This is a genomic window from Streptosporangium brasiliense (genome assembly GCF_030811595.1).
Taxonomy (GTDB): Bacteria; Actinomycetota; Actinomycetes; order Streptosporangiales; family Streptosporangiaceae; genus Streptosporangium; species Streptosporangium brasiliense.
Map to the genome: position 1 here is coordinate 8279823 of NZ_JAUSRB010000002.1, position 18378 is coordinate 8298200.

Here is an 18378-nt window from a genome sequence, read left to right on the forward strand (position 1 = left end):
GCTCAGCGGTACTCCTGCTCGGCGGTACGGCGGTCGGGGGCGTAGAGGGCCTCCAGATCCGCTTCGGTGAGGGCCCCGGCGGGGGCGTCGACGGCGACCCGCCCGCCCAGCAGACCGACGACGCGGTCGGCGTGCCGGCGGGCGAGGAGGGGCTGGTGGAGCACGGCGGCGACGGCGAGGCCCTGGTCACGGGCGAGTTCGGCCAGCAGGCCGACCACCTGTTCGGCGGCCGCCGGATCGAGGGCGGACACCGGCTCGTCCGCCAGGACGATGCTCGCCCGCTGGCACAGGGCGCGGGCGATCGCGACCCGTTGCTGCTGCCCGCCGGACAGGCGCCCGGCGGGTTCGGCCGCGCGGTCGGCCAGGCCGACCCGGTCCAGACAGGCCATGGCCTCCTCCCGGAGCTCGCGGGGGAACAGCAGCGGCGTGAGCGAGTGCCGCAGCGGCAGCCGTCCGAGCGCCCCGGCGCAGACGTTGTCGAGCACGCTGCGGCGGCGGACGAGATGAACCTGCTGGAAGACCATGGCCGTCCGCCGGCGCAGCCGTACCGACTCGGCGTCCCGCGCCGCGCCGACCTCGCGGCCGTGGATGTGGATCGTGCCGCCGTCGGGCGTCTCCAGCCCGACGACGCAGCGCAGCGCGGTGGACTTGCCGCAGCCGTTGGCGCCGAGCAGTGCCAGGAACTCCCCGGACCGGAGCCGCAGATCCAGCGCGTCCAGCACCGTCCTGCCGGAGAAGGACTTGCGCAGTCCCCGGACCGCGAGCGCGACGCCCGGGTCCGCCGCCCCCTCCACGGGGGAGGCGGAGGGGGCGGCGGGAAGGTCGGCGACCCCGCTCCTGGAGGGGAGCGCGGGAGGACCACTCCCGCCCGGTGCCGTCCGGCCGGCGGGCGGCGGCACCTGCCGGACCTCCTCGGTGGGCATCATCGTCAGGCGTCCTTCTCGGTCAGGTTGAGCGTGGCGGCGAGATCGAACAGCGGCTTGTAGGTCTCCGTGGTCACGGCGACCAACGGACCGGGCGGATCGACGTCGAGGAAGGCGCCGACCTTGGCGACGTCGGCGGCGTCCAGTTCGAGCAGCGCCTTGGCGACCGCCTCGCGGAACCGCTGGTCGAGCTTGCCGTGCACGGTGATCGGGTCGTTCGGGACCGGCTCGGAGCTCCAGATCCGGCGGTACTTCGACGGGTCGAAGGTACCGGCGGCCTGCGCGGTCGCGAGCTGCTGACTGTTGATCTCAGCCGCGTCCGCCTTGCCGTTGACCAGGGCGAGCAGCGCCTCGGGGTGCCCGCCCGCGTAATTGATCCGCACGCTGGACTCGGCGAGGCCCGCGGACTTGAGCGCATACCGGGGCAGGGCGTCGCCGGAGGTCGAGCCGGGGCTGGACAGGGCGAGGGACTTGCCGGCGAGGTCCTTGACCGAGGTGATCGGCGACTCCGCCGGCACCCAGATGCCGCCGGTGTAGGTGGTCAGAGCGCCCTTCGCGTCGGCGAACGAGGCGACGGCCCGCGCGTCGGCCATCCGGCTGGCGAACACGTAGCCGAGCGGCCCGAACTGGGCCAGCTCCAGCTGGCCGTTGCGCATCGCCAGCACCTCGGCCGAGTAGTCCTCGACGACCTTCAGCTCCACCGGGCAGCCGAGCTTGCGCTGCAACGCGGCGGCGAGGACCTCGTAGGCGGGCTTGAGCTTGGCCGGGTCCTCATAGGGCTCGATGCCGAAACGGACCCTGCCGCCGGGACAGGTCACACCGGCGGTGCCGGACGCTCCGGCGGTGCCGGACGCTCCGGTGCCGCCACAGCCGGAGAGGAGGGGGAGCAGGGCCGAGGCCGCCGCCACGGCGGCCAGGAGACGTCGTGTACGCATGGGTTCTCTCTTCCTAGAGGGTCGGTCGTTCACCGGCGGAGACGGTGCGATCGGTCCCGCGCACGTCCGGCGGGCCGCGATTGACGGGCCGGGGGCGGGAACAGCCGGGGGCGGGAACAGGGGCGGGGGGCGGGGAACAGGGGCAGGGACGGTGAGCGGGGGGCCGCGGTCGCGGGCCGGGGTCAGCCCAGCAGGTCGTCGAGGACCTCCGGGGCCAGACCGAGCGCGGTGGTCATCCCGATGCCGGAGGTGACGGAGACCACCCGGACGCCGGACATGGGCGTGGCGACCAGGAACGGCCGCGCGGCCGAGGCGTACACGCCGCGCCAGCGCTCGCGCACCGTGAGGCGGTCGACACCGAGCAGGCGTCCCGTCTCGGCCAGGACGTGCCGGTCGAGTTCGTCGGCGTTGAACGGTTCGAGGGTGGTGGCGTAGGCGTGGGTGTCGCCGATGACGAGATCGCCGTCCGGGCGCTGGGTGAACATCAGGTTCAGCCCGGCGGCGAGCAGGGCCGGGTGGTCCGCCTCCAGCCGCGCGCGGAGCGCCGGCAGGGTGGGGCAGGCGGCGAAGCCGTCGTAGCGCAGGAGCGAGAAGCCGCTGAGCACCGCGGGGTCCACCGCTCGGCCGTGCGGGTCGTGAACGCGCAGCATGTGCAGGGCGCAGCGGCGCACCGCGGCCTGTTCCGCCAGCTCCGGGAAGTGGCGGTCCACATCGTGCCCCACCGCCACCACCACCCGCCCGGCCCGGATCCGCCCCCGGCTGGTGCCCACCAGGTCCGGCTCGACGGTGTGCACCGTGGTGCCCCAGTGGAACCGAACACCCTGGGCGGCCAGCCAGCCGGCGATCGCGTGCGCGGCCTCCCGCGGGTCGACGCGCACGTCCATCGGCAGCCAGGCGCCACCGGTCACGCCCGGACCGGTGGGCACCCTGTCGGCCACCTCGGCCGGGTCGAGCAGCACCACCTGGTCGCCGCGGGCGGCGTGGAACTCCTCCAGGACCGTGTACTCGTCCTCGGCCCGCGCGACGACGACGGTGCCGCCGTCGCGGAGCCAGAACCCGGCCTCCCTGGCCAGGCGCAGCCAGGTGGTCCGGGCGGTCGTCGCGTACCGGAGGGCGTCGCCGTCCTGGACTGTGAAACAGCCGTGCCCGAAGTTGCGCACCGAGGCGCCGGTGGCCCGCTCGTCGCGTTCGACGACGGTGACGGACAAGCCGCGGCGTACCGCGTCCACGGCGTGCGCGAGACCCACGATGCCCGCGCCGACGATGACGAGGTCGGCGGAGTCGAGTGGCTGGTTCCGCAGCAGATAACTTGTCATGACAAGTAAGATGCTCAGCGTCGCGGCTCGCCGTCAAGAGCGGCGGAAGACACGTCACCCGCTGTTCGCCTGGACTTCATTTCAGCAGCTCCAAGCGCTTTTTCTCGACACTGACGCTTCCGGCCCTCGCTCGCGCTCCTGTATTGTCAAGTCGCATGGACGGACCCCTGCACGAGCGCATCGCATCTGATCTGCGCCGCCGTATCGTCTCCGGTGAGCTACCGGTGGGCGCGGCTGTGCCCTCCGAGTCGCAGTTGTGCGAGGGGTGGGGGGCCTCCCGCGGACCGGTCCGCCAGGCACTTGCCGCGCTGCGCGCCGAAGGGCTGGTCGACGGCGGTCGGGGCAAGCCTCCGGTGGTGCGCAGCCAGGCGATATCCCAGCCCTTCGAGACGTTCCTGTCGTTCTCCCGGTGGGCCGAAGGGATGGGTCGGACGCCGGGCCAGCGCACCCTGGAGATCGCCCGGCGGCCGGCGTCGCCGGAGGCCGCCGACGCACTGGGGCTGGAGGAGGGGGAACCGGTCGTCCAGCTCCTGCGGCTGCGACTGCTGGACGGGCTGCCCACGATGATCGAACGCACCACGTTCGTCTGGCCCGTCGGCCGGCTGCTCTTCGACCACGACTGCGACTCCGGGTCGGTCTTCGCCTATCTGAGCAGCCATGGCGTGGACCTCAGCGTGGCCCGCCACGTCATCGACGCGATCATCGCCGACGACACCGACGCCGCGCTCCTGAAGATCTCCCCCGGGGCGCCCCTGCTGCGCGAGCGCCGCCGTACCTCCTCCGCCACCGGCGAACCCGTCGAGTACTCCGACGACCGCTACCGGCCCGACATCGTCTCCTTCACCATCGAGAACTCCCAGCAGGCCCACCCGGCACTGCTGCGCAGCTCGAACCGGCACGAGCCGCCTCACTCGCGGCGCGACGACCCGCCCACACCGGCATCGGCCGGCTGAGCAGCCCCACCCGACACCCCTGAGGACACACGTCATGATCGAACTGGCAGTTCTGGACATCGCCGGCACCACCGTCGAGGAGCACGGCGCCGTCTACATCGCTCTTGAGGAGGCCGTACGCGCCGCGGGCGGCCGTCCGACCCCCGCGGACATCCGGCGCTGGATGGGCGCCGACAAGCGCGAAGCCATCACCGCGCTGCTCACCGGAGAGCCGGGCGGCGCTCCCGGAAGGAGCACCGTCGACGCCGTCTTCGCCGACTTCCGCGACCGCCTGGACGCCGCGTACGCCGACCGGCCGCCGGCGCCCCTGCCCGGTGTCCCCGAGGCCCTCGCCACGTTGCGCGCCGCCGGTGTCAAGGTGGCCCTCACCACCGGTTTCGACCGGGGCGTGACCGACGCGCTGCTGGCACGGATCGGCTGGGGGGACGGGGTCCTCGACGCGGTCGTGTGCGTGGACGACGTCGCCGCCGGGCGCCCGGCACCGTACATGATCTTCCGGGCGATGGAGGCGACCGGCGTCCGTGACGTCAGCCGGGTGCTCACGGCGGGCGACACGGTCCGTGACCTCGAAGCCGGCTCCAACGCGGGCGCGGGCATCGTGGTCGGGGTGCTCACCGGCGGCCTGGACGCCACCGCGCTCGGCGCGGCCCGCCACACCCACCTGCTGCCCGGTGTGGCCGACATCCCGGGCCTGCTCTCCCTGGCCTGACGATCTCGGGCTCCGCGCCGGAGCGCTGAGGCCCGTCCGGCAATTCAGGGTGGCGGAGGCGGACGGGAATCGAACCCGCCAGGCCGAGAACCTCGGCCTCGTCGGTTTTGAAGACCGCGGGGGCCACCAGGCACCCACACGCCTCCAGGGGAGAACCTAACAGCAGGTGGGTAAAGCCCCAGGCAGCACGTGTGGGGACGGCGCGCCGCGCTCCCCACGTGGACCGTCGCAGGCCTACCAGGGAGTGCCGCATGGCGAGAGCAGCGGAGTGGGGGGTCCCCGCTCCCCCAGCCTCACGGGGACCGGCGGGGGAGGCGGTCCGGCTGACGCGGTACGCCCACGGGGGCGGCTGCGCCTGCAAGATCCCGCCCGGCGAGCTGGAGGAGGTCGTCGCGGGCCTGCTCGACGGCCCACGGCCGGACGGCCGGGACCTCCCCTCCCCCGCCGGAGAGCTGGTCATCGGGCTCGACGACGGGGACGACGCCGCCGTGGTCCGCATCGAGGGGGGCCGGGCGATCGTGGCCACGGCCGACTTCTTCACGCCCGTGGTGGACGACCCCTACGACTGGGGGCGGATCGCGGCGGCCAACGCCCTGTCGGACGTCTACGCGGTGGGCGGGGAGCCGCTGGTGGCGGTCAACCTGCTCGGCTGGCCACGCGAGAGGCTGCCGATGGATCTGGCGAAGGAGGTGCTGCGCGGCGGCCTGGACGTGGCCGGGGCCGCGGGATGTCATGTCGCGGGGGGCCACAGCGTCGACGACCCGGAGCCGAAGTACGGCATGGCCGTCACCGGCCTGGCCGATCCCGGCCGGCTGCTGCGCATCGACGCGGGGCGGCCGGGGCTGCCGATCTCCCTCACCAAGCCGCTCGGCGTCGGCGTGCTCAACACCCGGCACAAGGCGACCGGCGAGGTCTTCCCGCAGGCGGTTGCCGCGATGACCACGCTGAACCGGGACGCCTCCCGGGCGGCGCTCGCCGCCGGCGCCGGGTGCGCCACGGACGTGACCGGATTCGGCCTGCTCGGCCACCTGTACAAGCTGGCCAGGGCGGGCGGCGTCACGGCGGTGGTCGACGTGGCGGCCGTGCCGTACCTGGAGGGGGCCCGCGAGGCGGTGCGGGACGGCTATGTCAGCGGCGGCACCCGGCGCAATCTGGCCTGGGTGGAGTCCCACCTCGATCCCGGCCGCACCGGCGAGGAGGACCTGCTGCTGCTGGCCGACGCCCAGACCTCCGGCGGCCTGCTGGTGGCGGGCGAGATCCCCGGCGCCCCGGTCATCGGCGAGCTCGTCCCCTTCGACGGCCCGGCCCTGCGGCTGCGCTGAGCCCTCCGGGCGGGCCCACCCGCGCCGGACCGTTGCCAGGCCGGGCGGGCAGAACAGGGCAGCCGGGCGGGGCGACCGGACCAGGCCGGACAGGCGGGCGGGGCAGGCGGGGCGACCCGGCCGGGTGGGGCGGGCCTGCCGGGCCGCTACGGCCACGTCCGGGCCGGCGGCGGGAGTGAGGCCGGCTCCCCGGCCGCCAGGCGCCGACGCTGGGGCACCACCGTGTACTTCGGGTCGGCGGCCGACGCCCTGCCGGCCTCCAGGACGCCGAAGCGGACCAGCAGCGAGCCCGCGGTGAGGGCGAGACCGGACAGCGCGGTGAGGGCGCGGCTGCGGCCGGCGACCGTGGCGAGCAGGCCGCCGCCCGCCGTCAGGACGCGGGCCGCCCGCATCCGGCGGCCCGCCTTCCCCTGGTGGTACGGCTCGCCGGCCAGGCCGAGCCGACGCTCCAGCACCGCACCGGCGGCCGTCTCCACGGCGGCGCCGAGCACGGCCACGGCACGGGCCGGGCCCGCCTCCGCGCGGGGCGTGGCCAGCATGCCCGCGGCTCCCGCGCTGGCCAGCGCGCTCCCGGCGAACATGAACGGCAGCTCCCGGTGCGCCTCGTGCCAGGCGGGCACGGCGGTGTCGGCCAGGAGCACCGCGGTGTAGGTGGCCATCAGCGGCCCGGTGGCCACCCCGGCGATCAGGCTCGCGGCGCCGCCCGCGAGAGGCAGCACGGCGGCGACCGCGGAGGGCAGGTAACCGGCGACCCGGGAGACGGGCCGCGCGGCGGGCCGGGAGGCGGGCCGCGCGCCGGTGACCCGGAAAGCGGGCCGGGCTACGGCGGGCCGGGAGACGGGCCGCGCGCCGGCGACCTCGGAGGCGGCGGCGACCGCCGTCAGCCCGCTGTGGACGGCCAGGATCCAGGAGCCCATGCTCATCGGCGAGGTGGGCTTGAAAACGCGCAGCATGTTGAGGAACCGCTCCGGCCTGCCGAGCTCGGCGACCAGGAAGACCGCTCCGGCGGTGGCTCCGAGCGCCGCGGTGACCCCGGCGGTGCGCGCGAGCCGGCCGTACCCGGAGAGCCGGGCCGCCGCCCCCATCACCGACGACGCCCCGGACAGGCCGCCCAGGTAGAGATATGTCGGCATGTGGGGTTCGTGCCAGACCGGGGGCTTGATCACCGGCTGCCCGTAGTAGGACCGGAACTCCGCCTCCGGCACCATCTCCCGCTCCCGCGTCACCGCCGCCACCCCCGGCGGCGCCCGCGGGCGCCGGCCCCGCCCATCAGCCTCTCCCCAGGAACGACACGGCGACCGCGCCGACGAGGGAGAGCGCCGCCCCCGCGGCCCACCGCCACATCGTCGGCAGGTCCCTGGTGGTCACCACCGGATCGGGGGGCAGGCCGTACACCTCGGGGTCGGCGAGCAGCAGGAAGAACGCGCCGGCGCCGCCCACCCCGTCGCCGGGGCTCGCGCCGTACAGCCGGGCCTGCGGCCTGCCCTCCTCGTGCAGCCGCTCCACCCGCTCCTCGGCGCGGGTCCGCAGCTCCTCCAGCGGCCCGAACTGGATGGAGTCGGTCGGGCAGGCCTTGGCGCAGGCCGGCTCCAGCCCGCCGAGCTGGCGGTCGTAGCACATCGTGCACTTGAACGCCCGGCCGTCGCGCTCCCTGCGGTCGATCACGCCGTAGGGGCAGGCCGGCACGCAGTAGCCGCAGCCGTTGCAGACGTCCGCCTGCACCACCACCGTGCCGAACTCGGTGCGGAACAGCGCCCCGGTCGGGCAGACGTCCAGGCACGCGGCGTGCGTGCAGTGCTTGCACACATCCGATGACATCAGCCAGCCCTCGATCCCCTCGGACCCGCCGTCGCCGCTCTGCCCGGGACCGGCCGGCACCCGGCTCAGCTCCTCGATGAAGGCCACGTGGCGCCAGGTGCTCGCCCCCAGGCTCCCGGTGTTGTCGTAGGAGGTGGCCCGGAAGACGAAGCCGTCGTCGGGGACGTCGTTCCACTCCTTGCAGGCGACCTCGCACGCCTTGCAGCCGATGCAGACGCTCGTGTCGGTGAAGAACCCCATCCGCTCAGTCATGGCGGTACTCCTCGATCAGGGCGAGCAGGGCCTCTCCCCGGGGGCGCCTACCGGGCCGCAGGTCACAGGTCATGGCCTTGCCCTCCTGGATGTAGACGTTCGGGTCGAGCACTATGGGCAGCAGGTCGTTGGCGACGTCACCGGTGGCCAGGCCGCCGCTGCCCCAGCCCCAGTGGTAGGGCAGGCCGACCTGGTGGACCGGCCGGCCCTCGATCCGCAGCGGCCGGACGCGCTCGGTCACCAGGACGCGGGCCTCGATCGCGGTGCGCGAGGTCACGATCGTCGCCCAGCCCCCGTTGACCAGCCCCACCTCGGCGGCGAGCTGCGGGGAGACCTCGCAGAACAGTTCGGGCTGGAGCTCGGCCAGGTAGGGCAGCGGCCGGCTCATGGCGCCGGCGGTGTGGTGCTCGGTGAGCCGGTAGGTCGTGAGCACGTAGGGGAAGCGCGGCGAGAACGGCGGGTTGTAGGGCGTCTCGGGGCCGTGGTAGATCTTGCGCGCGGGGTTGGCCTGCCGGCCGTACAGCGTGTTGCGCACCGGCGACTCGTGCGGCTCGTAGTGCGCCGGCAGCGGCCCGTCGGCCAGTCCGGCCGGGGCGAACAGCCAGCCCTTGCCGTCGGCCTGCATGATGAACGGGTCGGTCCCGGCCAGCGCGTCCTCGGCCTCGGCGCCCTCGGGCGGCAGGTAGTCCGGCGGCTTGTCCTTCTCGAAGTCCGGCACGTCCTCCCCGGTCCACTCGCCCCTGGCGGCGTCCCACCAGACATAGGCCTTGCGTTCGCTCCACGGGCGGCCCTCGGGGTCGGCGGAGGCCCGGTTGTAGAGGAGGCGCCGGTTGGCCGGCCACGCCCAGCCCCATTCGGGCGCGACCCGGCTCTGCTCGCCGCGCGGTCTGCGCCGGGCCGCCTGGTTGACCTCGTCGGCGTAGACCCCGCAGTAGATCCAGCAGCCGCACCGGGTGGAGCCGTCGGGCTTGAGCTCGGTGTAGGCCGACAGCGCCCGCCCGTCGGGACCGGTGCCGTTGATCTCGCGCAGCACCGCCTCCGCCGAGGGCTCCCGGTGCTCGCCCTCCTCCGGGTAGTCCCAGGTCAGCTCGCGCAGCGGCCGGTCGATCTCGTCGTCGGACAGCCGCTGCCTGATGCGCTTGCCGAGGTGGTAGTAGAACGACAGGTCGCTACGGCAGTCGCCCGGCGGGTCGAGCGCCTTCTCCCGCCACTGCAGCAGCCGCTGCGTGTTGGTGAAGGTGCCCTCCTTCTCCACGTGGCTGGCCGCGGGCAGGAAGAACACCTCGGTGCCGATGTCCTCGGTGCGCATCTCCCCGGTCTCCAGCTCGGGGCCGTCCTTCCAGAAGGTGGCCGTCTCCACCAGCGTCAGGTCGCGCACCACCAGCCAGTCGAGGTTGGCCAGCCCGAGCCGCTGCGCCCTGCCGCCGGAGGAGCCGACCGCCGGGTTCTCCCCCACCACGAAGTAGCCCTTCACGGTGCCGTCGATCTGGTTCATCACGGTCGTGAAGTGGCCGTGGTCGCCTGTCAGGCGCGGCAGGTGGCCGAAGCAGAAGTCGTTGTCCTCGGTGGCCGCGTCGCCCCACCACGCCTTGAGCAGGCTCACCATGTAGGAGCGCTTTCGGCCCCAGAAACCGGTGTCGGCGCCCACCCTTGCCAGATACTCCGCCAGCCCCTCGGGCCAGTGGGCGTGCGGCATCGGCAGGTATCCCGGCAGGATGTTGAACAGCGTCGGGATGTCGGTGGAGCCCTGGATGCTGGCGTGGCCGCGCAGCGCCAGGATGCCGCCGCCGGGGCGGCCCATGTTGCCCAGCAGCAGCTGCAGGATCGCGGCCGTGCGGATGTACTGCACGCCCACCGAGTGCTGGGTCCAGCCGACCGAGTAGACCCACGCGGTGGTCCGCTCCCGGCCGGAGTTCGCGGTTACCGCCCCGGCGAGCTCGGCGAAGTCCTCCTGGGAGATGCCGCACAGCTCGGCCACCGTCTCCGGGGTGTAGCGGGCGAAGTGCCGTTTGAGGATCTGGTAGACGCAGCGCGGGTGGGTCAGCGTCGGGTCGGTGGGCGGCCTGGCGCGCATCGCGGCGCCGCCGGAGCCGTACTGCTCGGCCCCCGCCTCCTCGGCATGGCGGGGACCGCCCTCCAGCTGCTCGTCGCGCAGCCCGGCGGCGGCCTCCTCGTGCGCGCCCTCGTAGGACCAGCTCGACGGGTCGTACTTGCGCGTGTCCGGGTCGAAGCCGGAGAACAGCCCGTCCAGGTCCTCGGTGTCCTGGAAGCGCTCGGAGACGATCGTCGAGGCGTTGGTGTAGGCCAGGACGTACTCGCGGAAGTCCAGCCCGTTGGCGAGCACGTGGTTGATCAGCGCGCCGAGCAGGACGATGTCGCTGCCCGCGCGGATCGGCACGTGCTTGTCGGCGAGCGCGCTGGTCCTGGTGTAGCGCGGGTCGACGTGGAAGACCTTCGCCCCCCGCGCCCTGGCCTCGACCACCCACTGGAAGCCCACCGGATGGCATTCGGCCATGTTGGAGCCCTGGATGACGATGCAGTCGGATTCGGCCAGATCCTGCTGGAAGTCCGTCGCGCCACCACGCCCGAAGCTGGTCCCCAGACCGGGGACGGTGGAGGAGTGTCAAATACGCGCCTGGTTCTCCACCTGGATCGCGCCGAGGGCGGTGTACAGCTTCTTCATCAGGTAGTTCTCTTCGTTGTCGAGCGTCGCCCCGCCCAGGCCGGCGATGCCCATGGTGCGCCGTACGACCTTGCCCTTCTCCTCCTGCTGCCAGGTCTCCCGCCGGGTCCGCAGCACCCGGTCGGCGATCATGTCCATCGCGGTCTCGAGGTCCAGCGGCTCCCAGTCGGTGCCGTGCGGCCGCCGGTAGAGCACGCGGGTCTGCCGGCCCGGGTGGGTGACGAGCTGCTTGCTCGCCGACCCCTTGGGGCAGAGCCGCCCGCGCGAGATCGGCGAGTCGGGGTCGCCCTCGATCTGGGTGACCCTGCCGTCCTTGACGTAGACGAGCTGGCCGCAGCCGACCGCGCAGTAGGGGCAGACCGATCTGGCGACCGTGTCCGCCTCCTCGGTCCGGGGCCGCAGCGCGTCGGTCCGTGCCGACCGGGCGGCGTCGCCCCTGCCGTCCTCTCCCCTGAGCTGGCGGATCACCGGCCAGCGGGAGATCCATCCCCCCTGTGCCATGTTGCGTTTCCTGCCCCCGATCCATCTGGTCTAATCGCCTCACGGGGGACAGACCAGTCGCGCTGATCGGCTCGGGGGTCGGGGCCGGCATCATCACCGACGGCATCCCCTGTCGCGGCGTCAACAGCAGCGCCGGCGAGTGGGGGCACACGAAGATCACTATGGGGGGCCGGCCCTGCCGGTGCGGCGGCCGCGGTCTGATCTCAGCCCGTCCCGGCTAACCGGAATAAACCTCCGCTTAGCCGGGGTTGCCGCTGTCATGGTTGAAGACAACATCCGTGGCGTGGCCCGCGGCACCTCCGACGTCCCCCTGTCGATCCTCGAACTGGCCACGGTCGGTTCGGGTGTGAGCGCCACCGAGACCCTGCGGGCGAGCACCGAGCTGGCCAGGCGGGCGGAGAAGCTGGGCTACCACCGGATCTGGGTCGCCGAACATCACGGGATGCCCTCGGTGGCCAGCTCCTCCCCCGCCGTACTGATCGCCCACCTGGCCGCGGCGACCACGACCATCCGGCTGGGCTCCGGCGGCGTGATGCTGCCCAACCACGCGCCCCTGATCGTCGCCGAGCAGTTCGGCACTCTCCACGCGCTGCATCCGGGCCGCATCGACCTCGGGCTCGGCCGGGCTCCGGGCACCGACCCCGCCACGGCCCGGGCGCTGCGCCGCCACGGCCTGGACGCCGACGACTTCCCCGAGCAGCTCGCCGAGCTGACCGCCTTCCTGGACGGCGCGTTCCCGGCGGGCCATCCGCTCGAGAAGGTCGTCGCCACTCCGCGGTCGCCCGAGTCGGGCCGGCCGCCGATCTGGCTCCTCGGATCCAGCGGCTTCAGCGCCCAGCTCGCCGGCCTGCTCGGGCTGCCGTTCGCGTTCGCCCACCACTTCAGCTCGGCGAACACCATCCCCGCCCTGGACCTCTACCGCTCGACCTTCCAGCCCTCGGCGGTGCTCGACCGGCCGTACGCGATGATCGGCGTCTCCGCCGTCGCCGCGGACACCCCGGAACAGGCGCTCCGCATGGCCCGCTCGGGCGGGCTGTCCATGCTGCGCCTGCGCCGCGGGGCCCCGCAGCCGGTCCCCACCCCCGAGGAGGCCGAGGCCTACCCTTACAGCCCGGTGGAGCAGCAGATCATGGACGACTACCTGTCCAACGTGGTGCACGGGGACCCCGCCCAGGTGCGGGCGGGCCTTGAGGAGTTGCGCAAGCGCACCGAGGCCGACGAGTTGATGATCACCACGCTGGTCCACAGCACCGCGGACCGGATCCGCTCCTACGAGCTGATCGCCGAGACCTACGAGCTGCCGCGGAGCCTGTGACGGGCCGCGCGGAGCGGGGCGGGCACGCCACGGCGCCGGGCGCGCCGCCGACGGATCACGGATCACCCGGACGGCGGACGCCCGCCCGTCATGGATGCCTGACCGTACAGCGGGCGCCCGCCCGTCGTGGATGCCTGCCCGGACAGCGGACGCCCGGCCATCATGAACACCCGTCCGTACAGCGGGCACCCACCCGTCATGGATACCCGTCCGGCGACGGCGGCGCGGGCGACGGTCCGTCCCGATGCTCGCCGCCCTCGACAGGGTCGGGGAACGCGCGCTCCTCGGGCGGGTCGACCAGCTCGACGAGCTGCCGTACGGCGGGGCTGTCGAGGACCGCGGCGAGGGCGCCGGCCAGCCCCTCGCCCAGTGGGCGGAAGACCTCCGTCACCGCTTCCACCACGGCCTGCGCCTGGGCGCCGAACACGATGCCGACATCATGCATGAACTCCGCGGAGACCCCCGGCAGGGGCGGCGCCGGTAAGGCCAGCTGCCGCCTCGGCGGGGCTTTTTCGGGTGGTGCCCAGCGCATGGAGTCCTCGCTCATGGCGAGCCACTCGTCGACGACTCCGTCGATGGCGTCGAGCACGTGGTCGGGATCGCTTGGCATAGCGGCTCCCCCGGTGGCTGAGTTCCGATAAGACGACGGTACCTCGCCGCGCCCCGGCGGGGAGGGGCCGCCTGCCGTACGGCGCCGCAGATCATGCCCCCTCGCCCGCCCTCGGGGCGGCCCGGTGACGGCGGCGGGCGCACACTGGAGAACGTGGACCACAACGCCGAGCTCAGGGAGTTCCTGCGCAGCCGCCGCGCGCGCCTGAGCCCCCAGCAGGCGGGCGTGCCCGCCACCGGTGGCACCCGCCGGGTGCCCGGCCTGCGCCGGGAGGAGCTCGCCCGCCTCGCCGGCGTCAGCGTGGACTACTACACCCGCCTGGAGCAGGGCCGCCACGTCAACGTCTCGGAGAGCGTCCTGGACGCCGTCGCCCGCGCGCTGCGCCTGGACGGGGTGGAGCGCGCCTACCTCTTCGAGCTCGGCCGGTCCGCGCCCCGGCCCACCCGCCGCCGCACGCCCGCGCGGCCGCAGCGCGTGCGCCCCGGGCTGCACCGGATACTGGAGGCCCTCGCCGGCGTGGCCCCGGCGCTCATCCTCGGCCGGCGCACGGACGTGCTGGCCGCCAACCGCCTCGCCCGTGCCCTGATCACCGACTTCGACGCGCTGCCGCAGCGCGAACGCAACCTGACCCGCCACATGTTCCTCGACGAGGCCGCGCGCGACCTCTACCTCGACTGGGACACCGTCGCCGCCGAGACCGTCGCCGCCCTCCGCCTGGACGCCGGCCGCCACCCCGACGACCCGCAGCTCGCCGAGCTCGTCGGCGAGCTGGCCGTCAAGAGTGAGGAGTTCCGGACCTGGTGGGCCGACCGCAACCTCCGCGAGCGCACCCACGGCACCAGGCGCTACCACCACCCCGTCGTGGGCGAGCTCGTCCTGTCCTACGAGTCGGTCGTCTTCCCCGGCGACGCCGACCAGACCATGTGCGTCCACACCACCGAACCCGGCAGTCCCTCGGAGACGGCGCTCCGGCTCCTGGCCGACTGGACGGCCCCTCAGCCACCGGCCGTCCGGCCCTCCGCCGCCGGCCTCCGGCCGCCCGTCCGGGACTCCCGGACGTAGCCCGCGGGGTGCCGGTGTTTCGCCTGTGACAGCGCTTTCCTCAAGCGCATGTCACTTGTCAATCTCGACGCGGTTCACCGGAAAAGTCAGGCACTTGCTTATAACGTGCACGGCGCGCTTTCAGGCAGAGTTACGCAGGTGAAGACTCCGTCAGGCGGTGGTCGGCTGGCAGATCAGCTGTCGATCGGTTTTCTCACATCTGTCTTTCCGACATCGCTGCTCGACGAGGTGATAGAGGTCTGCGGATGCGCGGAGCGGCGGCGGCGGGCGCTGCCGGCCCGTCTGACGATTTACTACGTGCTGGCCCTGTGCCTGTTCTCCGACAAGAACTACGACCAGGTCATGCGCCTGCTGCTGAACGGCCTGGCGTGGCGGTCGCGCTGGGTCCACACCTGGGAGCCGCCCAGCGCCTCGGCCATCAGCCGGGCCCGCGCACGGCTCGGCGCCGAACCCCTGCGCGTGCTCTTCTACCGGGTGAGCGGCCCGGTGGCGCACCCCCAGGCCCCCAGGTCGTGGCTGGCCGGCCTCCGGCTGGTCACGATGGACGGCACGACGCTGGTCGTCCCCGAGACCCATGACAACTCGGCCTTCGGCCATCCTGACGGGGCGGCCGGCCTCCCCCGCGTCCGGGTGGTGGCCGTGGCCGAGAACGGTACGCACGCGCTGATCGACGCGACGTTCGGCGGTTCGGCCGTGGAGCAGGACACCCTGGCCCGGAGGCTGCTGCGCTGCCTGGAGTCCGACATGTTGCTGCTCGCCCGTTCGGGCTCGCTGGGGTTCGACCTGTGGTGCCAGGCGGTCGAGACCGGCACGCACCTGCTGTGGGGGATGACCGGAGCCGACGCGCTCCCCGTGGGGCGCGGTTTCGAGGACGGCTCCTACCTGTCCCGGCCGGTCGGCCTGGGCGGCCCGCCCCTGCGGGTCATCCCCCTGCCGGGCACGGAATGGCTGATCACCACGCTGGTCGACCCGGAGCAGGCGTCCGCCGCCGAGCTGGCGGCGCGCTATGCCGAGCGGTGGGTCCTGGACAGCGCGCTGGCCTGGCTCTGCTCCGGCCGCCGGGGACCGGCGGCCGTGTTGCGCTCGCGGAGCCCGGAGATGGTGGCCCAGGAGATCTGGGCCCTGCTCTGCGTCTACCAGGCCGCGCGGGCGCTGAGCTGCCAGGCCGCGGGCCACTCGGAGGCGCTGTGCGCGTGCGCCCGCGTCTAGCCCGGCCCCCGCGCCGCGGGCGCCCCGTCCCGTGCCGGGCGCCGAGTCCGCCGGCGCCGGACTTCCCGGCATCATGTCCGCCGGCACCGGACTTCTCTGCACCAGACCTGCCGGTCCTGAGCTTCCCGGCACCACGCCTGCCGGCCCTGAACTTGTCGGCACCACGCCTGCCGGCACCGCGCTTGCCGGCGCCTGACCTCGTGGCATCGGACCTCGTGGCATCGGGGCTCCCGGCGGTGGAGGGCGGCCCGTGCGGTGCGCACGGGCCGCGCGGTACGCGGACGGCATGGCCCGCCTCTCGCGCGGGTGCGGGAGAGGCGGGCCGGCCCTGCTGGGCGGACGGGACCGCTCAGGGGTTCTCAGGAGGTGAGGTGGAGCTTCTGGTCGTAGACGCCCGAGTTGGCGGTGGTCTCACCGAGAAGCTGGAACGTGGCGCTGAAGGTGGCCGTGCCGGGGCACAGGAAGCTGCCGCTGTCCTTGTTGAGGCTGTAGTTGACAGCCCTGGCCTGGGCCTGCACCACGGGCTGCGGGCGGTTGGTGTTGGTGGGGTTGAAGGCGTCCAGGACGATGCTGTTGCCGGCGCCGGATCCCCTGTAGGTGCAGTTGATGGTGCCGAACCAGCCGGTGCTCGTCGAGGTGACCTTGACACTGTTGAGGGCTATGGTGCCGTCGCGGCCGTTGGGCACCGGGGCGTAGGTGACGTTGCCGTTGTTCCAGGGGAGCCCGACCGCGGTCACGGTGGACTGGCCGCCGGCGCTGTTGGGGCACTGCGGGCCGGGGCTGTTGCTGAAGTTGTAGGCCAGGACGTTCAGCATGGTGCCGTCCGACTGCACGGTGCCGTCGATGACGCCGACGTTACAGGTGGCGGTGGCGAGTGAGGTGCTGATCGATACGTTGCCGATCAACGTCGCCCTGACCTTGCCGGAGTAGAGCGCGCCGAACTGGTCGTTCCTGTGGATCTTGGTGGTGGCCGCCCAGGCGGAGGTCGGGACGGAGGTGAGTGCCAGCACGACGGCGGTCACGGCGAGGACGAGATTTCGGAGGCGTTTCATCGGCCACTCCTCTGTAATTTACCGGACATCGCGAGAGTAGATAGCCGCATATCATCAGTCAATGTCTTCATGTCAAATACTTTGGTCAGACGGCCATCTCGCGCCGCAAATCAACGGGAATTCTGTTGAGATAAGCGCTGCATCTCCGGAACCGCCGGGCGGCGAATTAAGCGGAATCCCACACTTTCCGGAGCGCCGCACGCAGGCCATCACGGCCTCCCAAAACCGCAGTTCAGATAGGCTTTCAGCTAGTGGTTGCGGCACCGGCGGCCGGATCGCGGCCCCCCGCCCACGACCGCCGCGGCCCCGGGGTCCTGCGTTAATGTCAAATCATGACAGGCGCACCCCGGCCCGCTCGATACACCTTCTCCAGTCACGTCGGCACCTGCGGCTCCGGCCGTAAACACCCGCTCCGCGAGTCAGTAAACAATGCGACCAGCGGACATATCCACCGGCCATGTCCGGGCGCCGGCCATCGCGCCGGAATTTCTCGTCGGACCATATGCGAAAACCAAGCGCTTGAATCAACGATTCTTTTCCGGGCCGGGCGGGTGCGGGCCATGGCCCCGGGACCCGCCGGGTCGGGCCGCACGGCGGCCGGGGAATCCCCGGGGGGCGAAGGTGTTGGAGTGAGGGTGAACGCAGCATCGCAGGCAACACGGTTGTCGATCCTGGACCGCTCCCTCGCCCGGCGGGGGCACGGCCACGCGCAGGCGCTGCGCGAGACCGTACGGTTCGCCCAGGAGGCCGAGGCCCTCGGCTACCACCGCTTCTGGGTGTCGGAGCATCACGGGGTACCCGGGGCCGCGGGCTCGGCGCCGACCGTCCTGGCCGCCGCCGTCGCCGCCGCGACCTCCCGCATCCGGATCGGCACCGGCGGGGTGATGCTCCCCAACCACCCACCGCTGGTCGTGGCCGAGCAGTTCGGCGTCCTCGAGTCGCTCTACCCGGGCCGTATCGACATGGGCCTGGGCCGGTCGGTCGGCTTCACCGGCGGCATACGGCGCGCGCTGGGCCACGACAAGCGCGACGCGGAGGACTTCGGGGCCCAGCTCACCGAGCTGCTCGGCTACTTCACCGGCGACCAGCAGGCGCATCCGGGGGTGCACGCGTTCCCGTCCGAAGGGCTGCGGGTGCCCGCGTACGTGCTCGCCACGGGCACCGGAGCGGACATCGCGGCCGGGCACGGGCTGCCGCTGGTGATCGCGGCGGCGGGCGGGCAGGAGCGGATGCTGGAGGCGATCACCCGTTACCGTACGGGCTTCCGGCCCTCGGCCTGGTCGGCGCGGCCGTACGTCATCGTCGCGGCCGGCATCGCGGTCGCCGGGACCACCGAGGCGGCCCGGCGGCTGCAGGCGCCCGAGGCATGGGCGACCGCCGTCTCGCGCACCCGCGGCGTCTTCCCTCCGCTCACCCCGGCCGGGGAGATCCTCTCCTCGGACATGACGGCCCGGGAACGCGCCCTCTTCGAGGAGGCGCTGCGGGGGCAGATCCACGGCACGCAGGAGGAGGTCGCGCCCGCGCTGGAGGGGCTGGTGGCGCGGAGCGGCGCCGACGAGGTGCTCGTCACCATGAACACCTTCGACCACGGCGAGCGGCTCGACTCCTATCGCCGCCTGGCCCACCTGGCGGGCATCACCGCGCCCACCCCGGCCGCCGCGGGGGCGGGAGCCTCTGACGGCCGGCGGTGACGGCGGCCCGGCCGCGTCCTCCTCCTC

General features: G+C 73.2%; 16 protein-coding genes and 1 tRNA gene. 8 read left to right on the forward strand and 9 right to left on the reverse strand.

The genetic code is table 11. From position 1 onward, the window contains the following. Nucleotides 1-2 precede the first annotated feature (2 nt). From J2S55_RS46970 to J2S55_RS46980, 3 genes are all read right to left on the reverse strand, one after another. Complete coding sequence (locus J2S55_RS46970; RefSeq protein WP_306875216.1) at nucleotides 3-926, reverse strand: phosphonate ABC transporter ATP-binding protein; 924 nt, start codon at nucleotides 924-926, stop codon at nucleotides 3-5. A 2-nt stretch (nucleotides 927-928) separates the two neighbouring features. Beyond that, the gene (locus tag J2S55_RS46975) at nucleotides 929-1858 is read right to left on the reverse strand and encodes a phosphate/phosphite/phosphonate ABC transporter substrate-binding protein (RefSeq protein WP_306875218.1); all 930 of its coding nucleotides are present in this window, start codon (nucleotides 1856-1858) and stop codon (nucleotides 929-931) included. A 182-nt stretch (nucleotides 1859-2040) separates the two neighbouring features. Next, nucleotides 2041-3174, reverse strand: coding sequence for a TIGR03364 family FAD-dependent oxidoreductase (locus tag J2S55_RS46980; RefSeq protein ID WP_306875220.1), 1134 nt, complete (start codon nucleotides 3172-3174; stop codon nucleotides 2041-2043). 155 nt (nucleotides 3175-3329) lie between these two features. Here J2S55_RS46980 and J2S55_RS46985 point away from each other — a divergent pair, with 155 nt between their 5' ends. Then, entirely contained in the window at nucleotides 3330-4127 is a 798-nt protein-coding gene (locus tag J2S55_RS46985) for a GntR family transcriptional regulator (RefSeq protein WP_306875223.1), read from the forward strand. A 34-nt stretch (nucleotides 4128-4161) separates the two neighbouring features. Then, a complete protein-coding gene (locus J2S55_RS46990; protein ID WP_306875225.1) occupies nucleotides 4162-4836 on the forward strand; it encodes a phosphonatase-like hydrolase in 675 nt (224 codons plus the stop codon). Nucleotides 4837-4886: 50 nt separating this feature from the next. Here J2S55_RS46990 and J2S55_RS46995 read toward each other — a convergent pair. Continuing rightward, a tRNA-Sec gene (locus J2S55_RS46995) sits at nucleotides 4887-4982 on the reverse strand. Nucleotides 4983-5087: 105 nt separating this feature from the next. On the opposite strand from J2S55_RS46995, the gene selD reads away from it, so the two are divergent. Continuing rightward, nucleotides 5088-6158 carry a selenide, water dikinase SelD gene (gene selD / locus J2S55_RS47000; RefSeq protein ID WP_306875227.1) on the forward strand — a complete coding sequence of 357 codons (1071 nt, stop codon included), beginning with the start codon at nucleotides 5088-5090 and terminating at the stop codon, nucleotides 6156-6158. A 146-nt stretch (nucleotides 6159-6304) separates the two neighbouring features. On the opposite strand, the gene nrfD is transcribed toward selD, so the two are convergent. From nrfD to fdh, 3 genes are read right to left on the reverse strand one after another with little or no spacing between them, the layout of a single operon-like run. Further along, nucleotides 6305-7384, reverse strand: a complete 1080-nt coding sequence (gene nrfD / locus J2S55_RS47005) for an NrfD/PsrC family molybdoenzyme membrane anchor subunit (protein ID WP_306875229.1) — start codon at nucleotides 7382-7384, stop codon at nucleotides 6305-6307. Nucleotides 7385-7427: 43 nt separating this feature from the next. Continuing rightward, nucleotides 7428-8228, reverse strand: a complete 801-nt coding sequence (locus tag J2S55_RS47010) for a 4Fe-4S dicluster domain-containing protein (RefSeq protein ID WP_306875232.1) — start codon at nucleotides 8226-8228, stop codon at nucleotides 7428-7430. Further along, nucleotides 8221-11412, reverse strand: coding sequence for a formate dehydrogenase (fdh, locus tag J2S55_RS47015; protein WP_306875235.1), 3192 nt, complete (start codon nucleotides 11410-11412; stop codon nucleotides 8221-8223). Before fdh ends, J2S55_RS47010 begins: the two co-directional genes overlap by 8 nt. On the opposite strand from fdh, the gene J2S55_RS47020 reads away from it, so the two are divergent. Next, nucleotides 11406-11633: an ROK family protein gene (locus J2S55_RS47020; RefSeq protein WP_306875238.1), complete on the forward strand. Its 228-nt coding sequence runs from the start codon at nucleotides 11406-11408 to the stop codon at nucleotides 11631-11633. The genes fdh and J2S55_RS47020 overlap by 7 nt on opposite strands. Nucleotides 11634-11671: 38 nt before the next feature. Continuing rightward, a complete protein-coding gene (locus J2S55_RS47025; protein ID WP_306875241.1) occupies nucleotides 11672-12727 on the forward strand; it encodes an LLM class flavin-dependent oxidoreductase in 1056 nt (351 codons plus the stop codon). A gap of 196 nt (nucleotides 12728-12923) precedes the next feature. On the opposite strand, the gene J2S55_RS47030 is transcribed toward J2S55_RS47025, so the two are convergent. Further along, nucleotides 12924-13337, reverse strand: a complete 414-nt coding sequence (locus tag J2S55_RS47030; RefSeq protein WP_306875243.1) for a hypothetical protein — start codon at nucleotides 13335-13337, stop codon at nucleotides 12924-12926. Nucleotides 13338-13490: 153 nt separating this feature from the next. Between J2S55_RS47030 and J2S55_RS47035 the strand changes: the two genes are divergently transcribed. Together J2S55_RS47035 and J2S55_RS47040 are read left to right on the forward strand one after the other, a co-directional pair. Next, nucleotides 13491-14399: a helix-turn-helix transcriptional regulator gene (locus tag J2S55_RS47035; RefSeq protein ID WP_306875247.1), complete on the forward strand. Its 909-nt coding sequence runs from the start codon at nucleotides 13491-13493 to the stop codon at nucleotides 14397-14399. A gap of 138 nt (nucleotides 14400-14537) precedes the next feature. Further along, on the forward strand, nucleotides 14538-15608 hold the full coding sequence (locus J2S55_RS47040; RefSeq protein ID WP_306875249.1) for a transposase domain-containing protein: 1071 nt from the start codon (nucleotides 14538-14540) through the stop codon (nucleotides 15606-15608). A 359-nt stretch (nucleotides 15609-15967) separates the two neighbouring features. Here the strand turns inward: J2S55_RS47040 and J2S55_RS47045 are convergent, their stop codons facing one another. Continuing rightward, nucleotides 15968-16660, reverse strand: a complete 693-nt coding sequence (locus tag J2S55_RS47045; protein ID WP_306875252.1) for a hypothetical protein — start codon at nucleotides 16658-16660, stop codon at nucleotides 15968-15970. A gap of 635 nt (nucleotides 16661-17295) precedes the next feature. Between J2S55_RS47045 and J2S55_RS47050 the strand changes: the two genes are divergently transcribed. Further along, nucleotides 17296-18351: an LLM class flavin-dependent oxidoreductase gene (locus J2S55_RS47050; protein ID WP_306875253.1), complete on the forward strand. Its 1056-nt coding sequence runs from the start codon at nucleotides 17296-17298 to the stop codon at nucleotides 18349-18351. Nucleotides 18352-18378: the final 27 nt, after the last annotated feature.

Bases quoted from the DNA above. Each gene is read 5' to 3' on its own strand.
- J2S55_RS47025 (WP_306875241.1), top strand. From the start codon at position 11,672: ATGGTTGAAGACAACATCCGTGGCGTGGCCCGCGGCACCTCCGACGTC.
- J2S55_RS47030 (WP_306875243.1), bottom strand. From the start codon at position 13,337: ATGCCAAGCGATCCCGACCACGTGCTCGACGCCATCGACGGAGTCGTC.
- J2S55_RS46975 (WP_306875218.1), bottom strand. From the start codon at position 1,858: ATGCGTACACGACGTCTCCTGGCCGCCGTGGCGGCGGCCTCGGCCCTG.
- J2S55_RS46980 (WP_306875220.1), bottom strand. From the start codon at position 3,174: ATGACAAGTTATCTGCTGCGGAACCAGCCACTCGACTCCGCCGACCTC.
- selD (WP_306875227.1), top strand. From the start codon at position 5,088: ATGGCGAGAGCAGCGGAGTGGGGGGTCCCCGCTCCCCCAGCCTCACGG.
- J2S55_RS46990 (WP_306875225.1), top strand. From the start codon at position 4,162: ATGATCGAACTGGCAGTTCTGGACATCGCCGGCACCACCGTCGAGGAG.
- J2S55_RS46970 (WP_306875216.1), bottom strand. From the start codon at position 926: ATGATGCCCACCGAGGAGGTCCGGCAGGTGCCGCCGCCCGCCGGCCGG.
- J2S55_RS46985 (WP_306875223.1), top strand. From the start codon at position 3,330: ATGGACGGACCCCTGCACGAGCGCATCGCATCTGATCTGCGCCGCCGT.
- J2S55_RS47045 (WP_306875252.1), bottom strand. From the start codon at position 16,660: ATGAAACGCCTCCGAAATCTCGTCCTCGCCGTGACCGCCGTCGTGCTG.
- J2S55_RS47010 (WP_306875232.1), bottom strand. From the start codon at position 8,228: ATGACTGAGCGGATGGGGTTCTTCACCGACACGAGCGTCTGCATCGGC.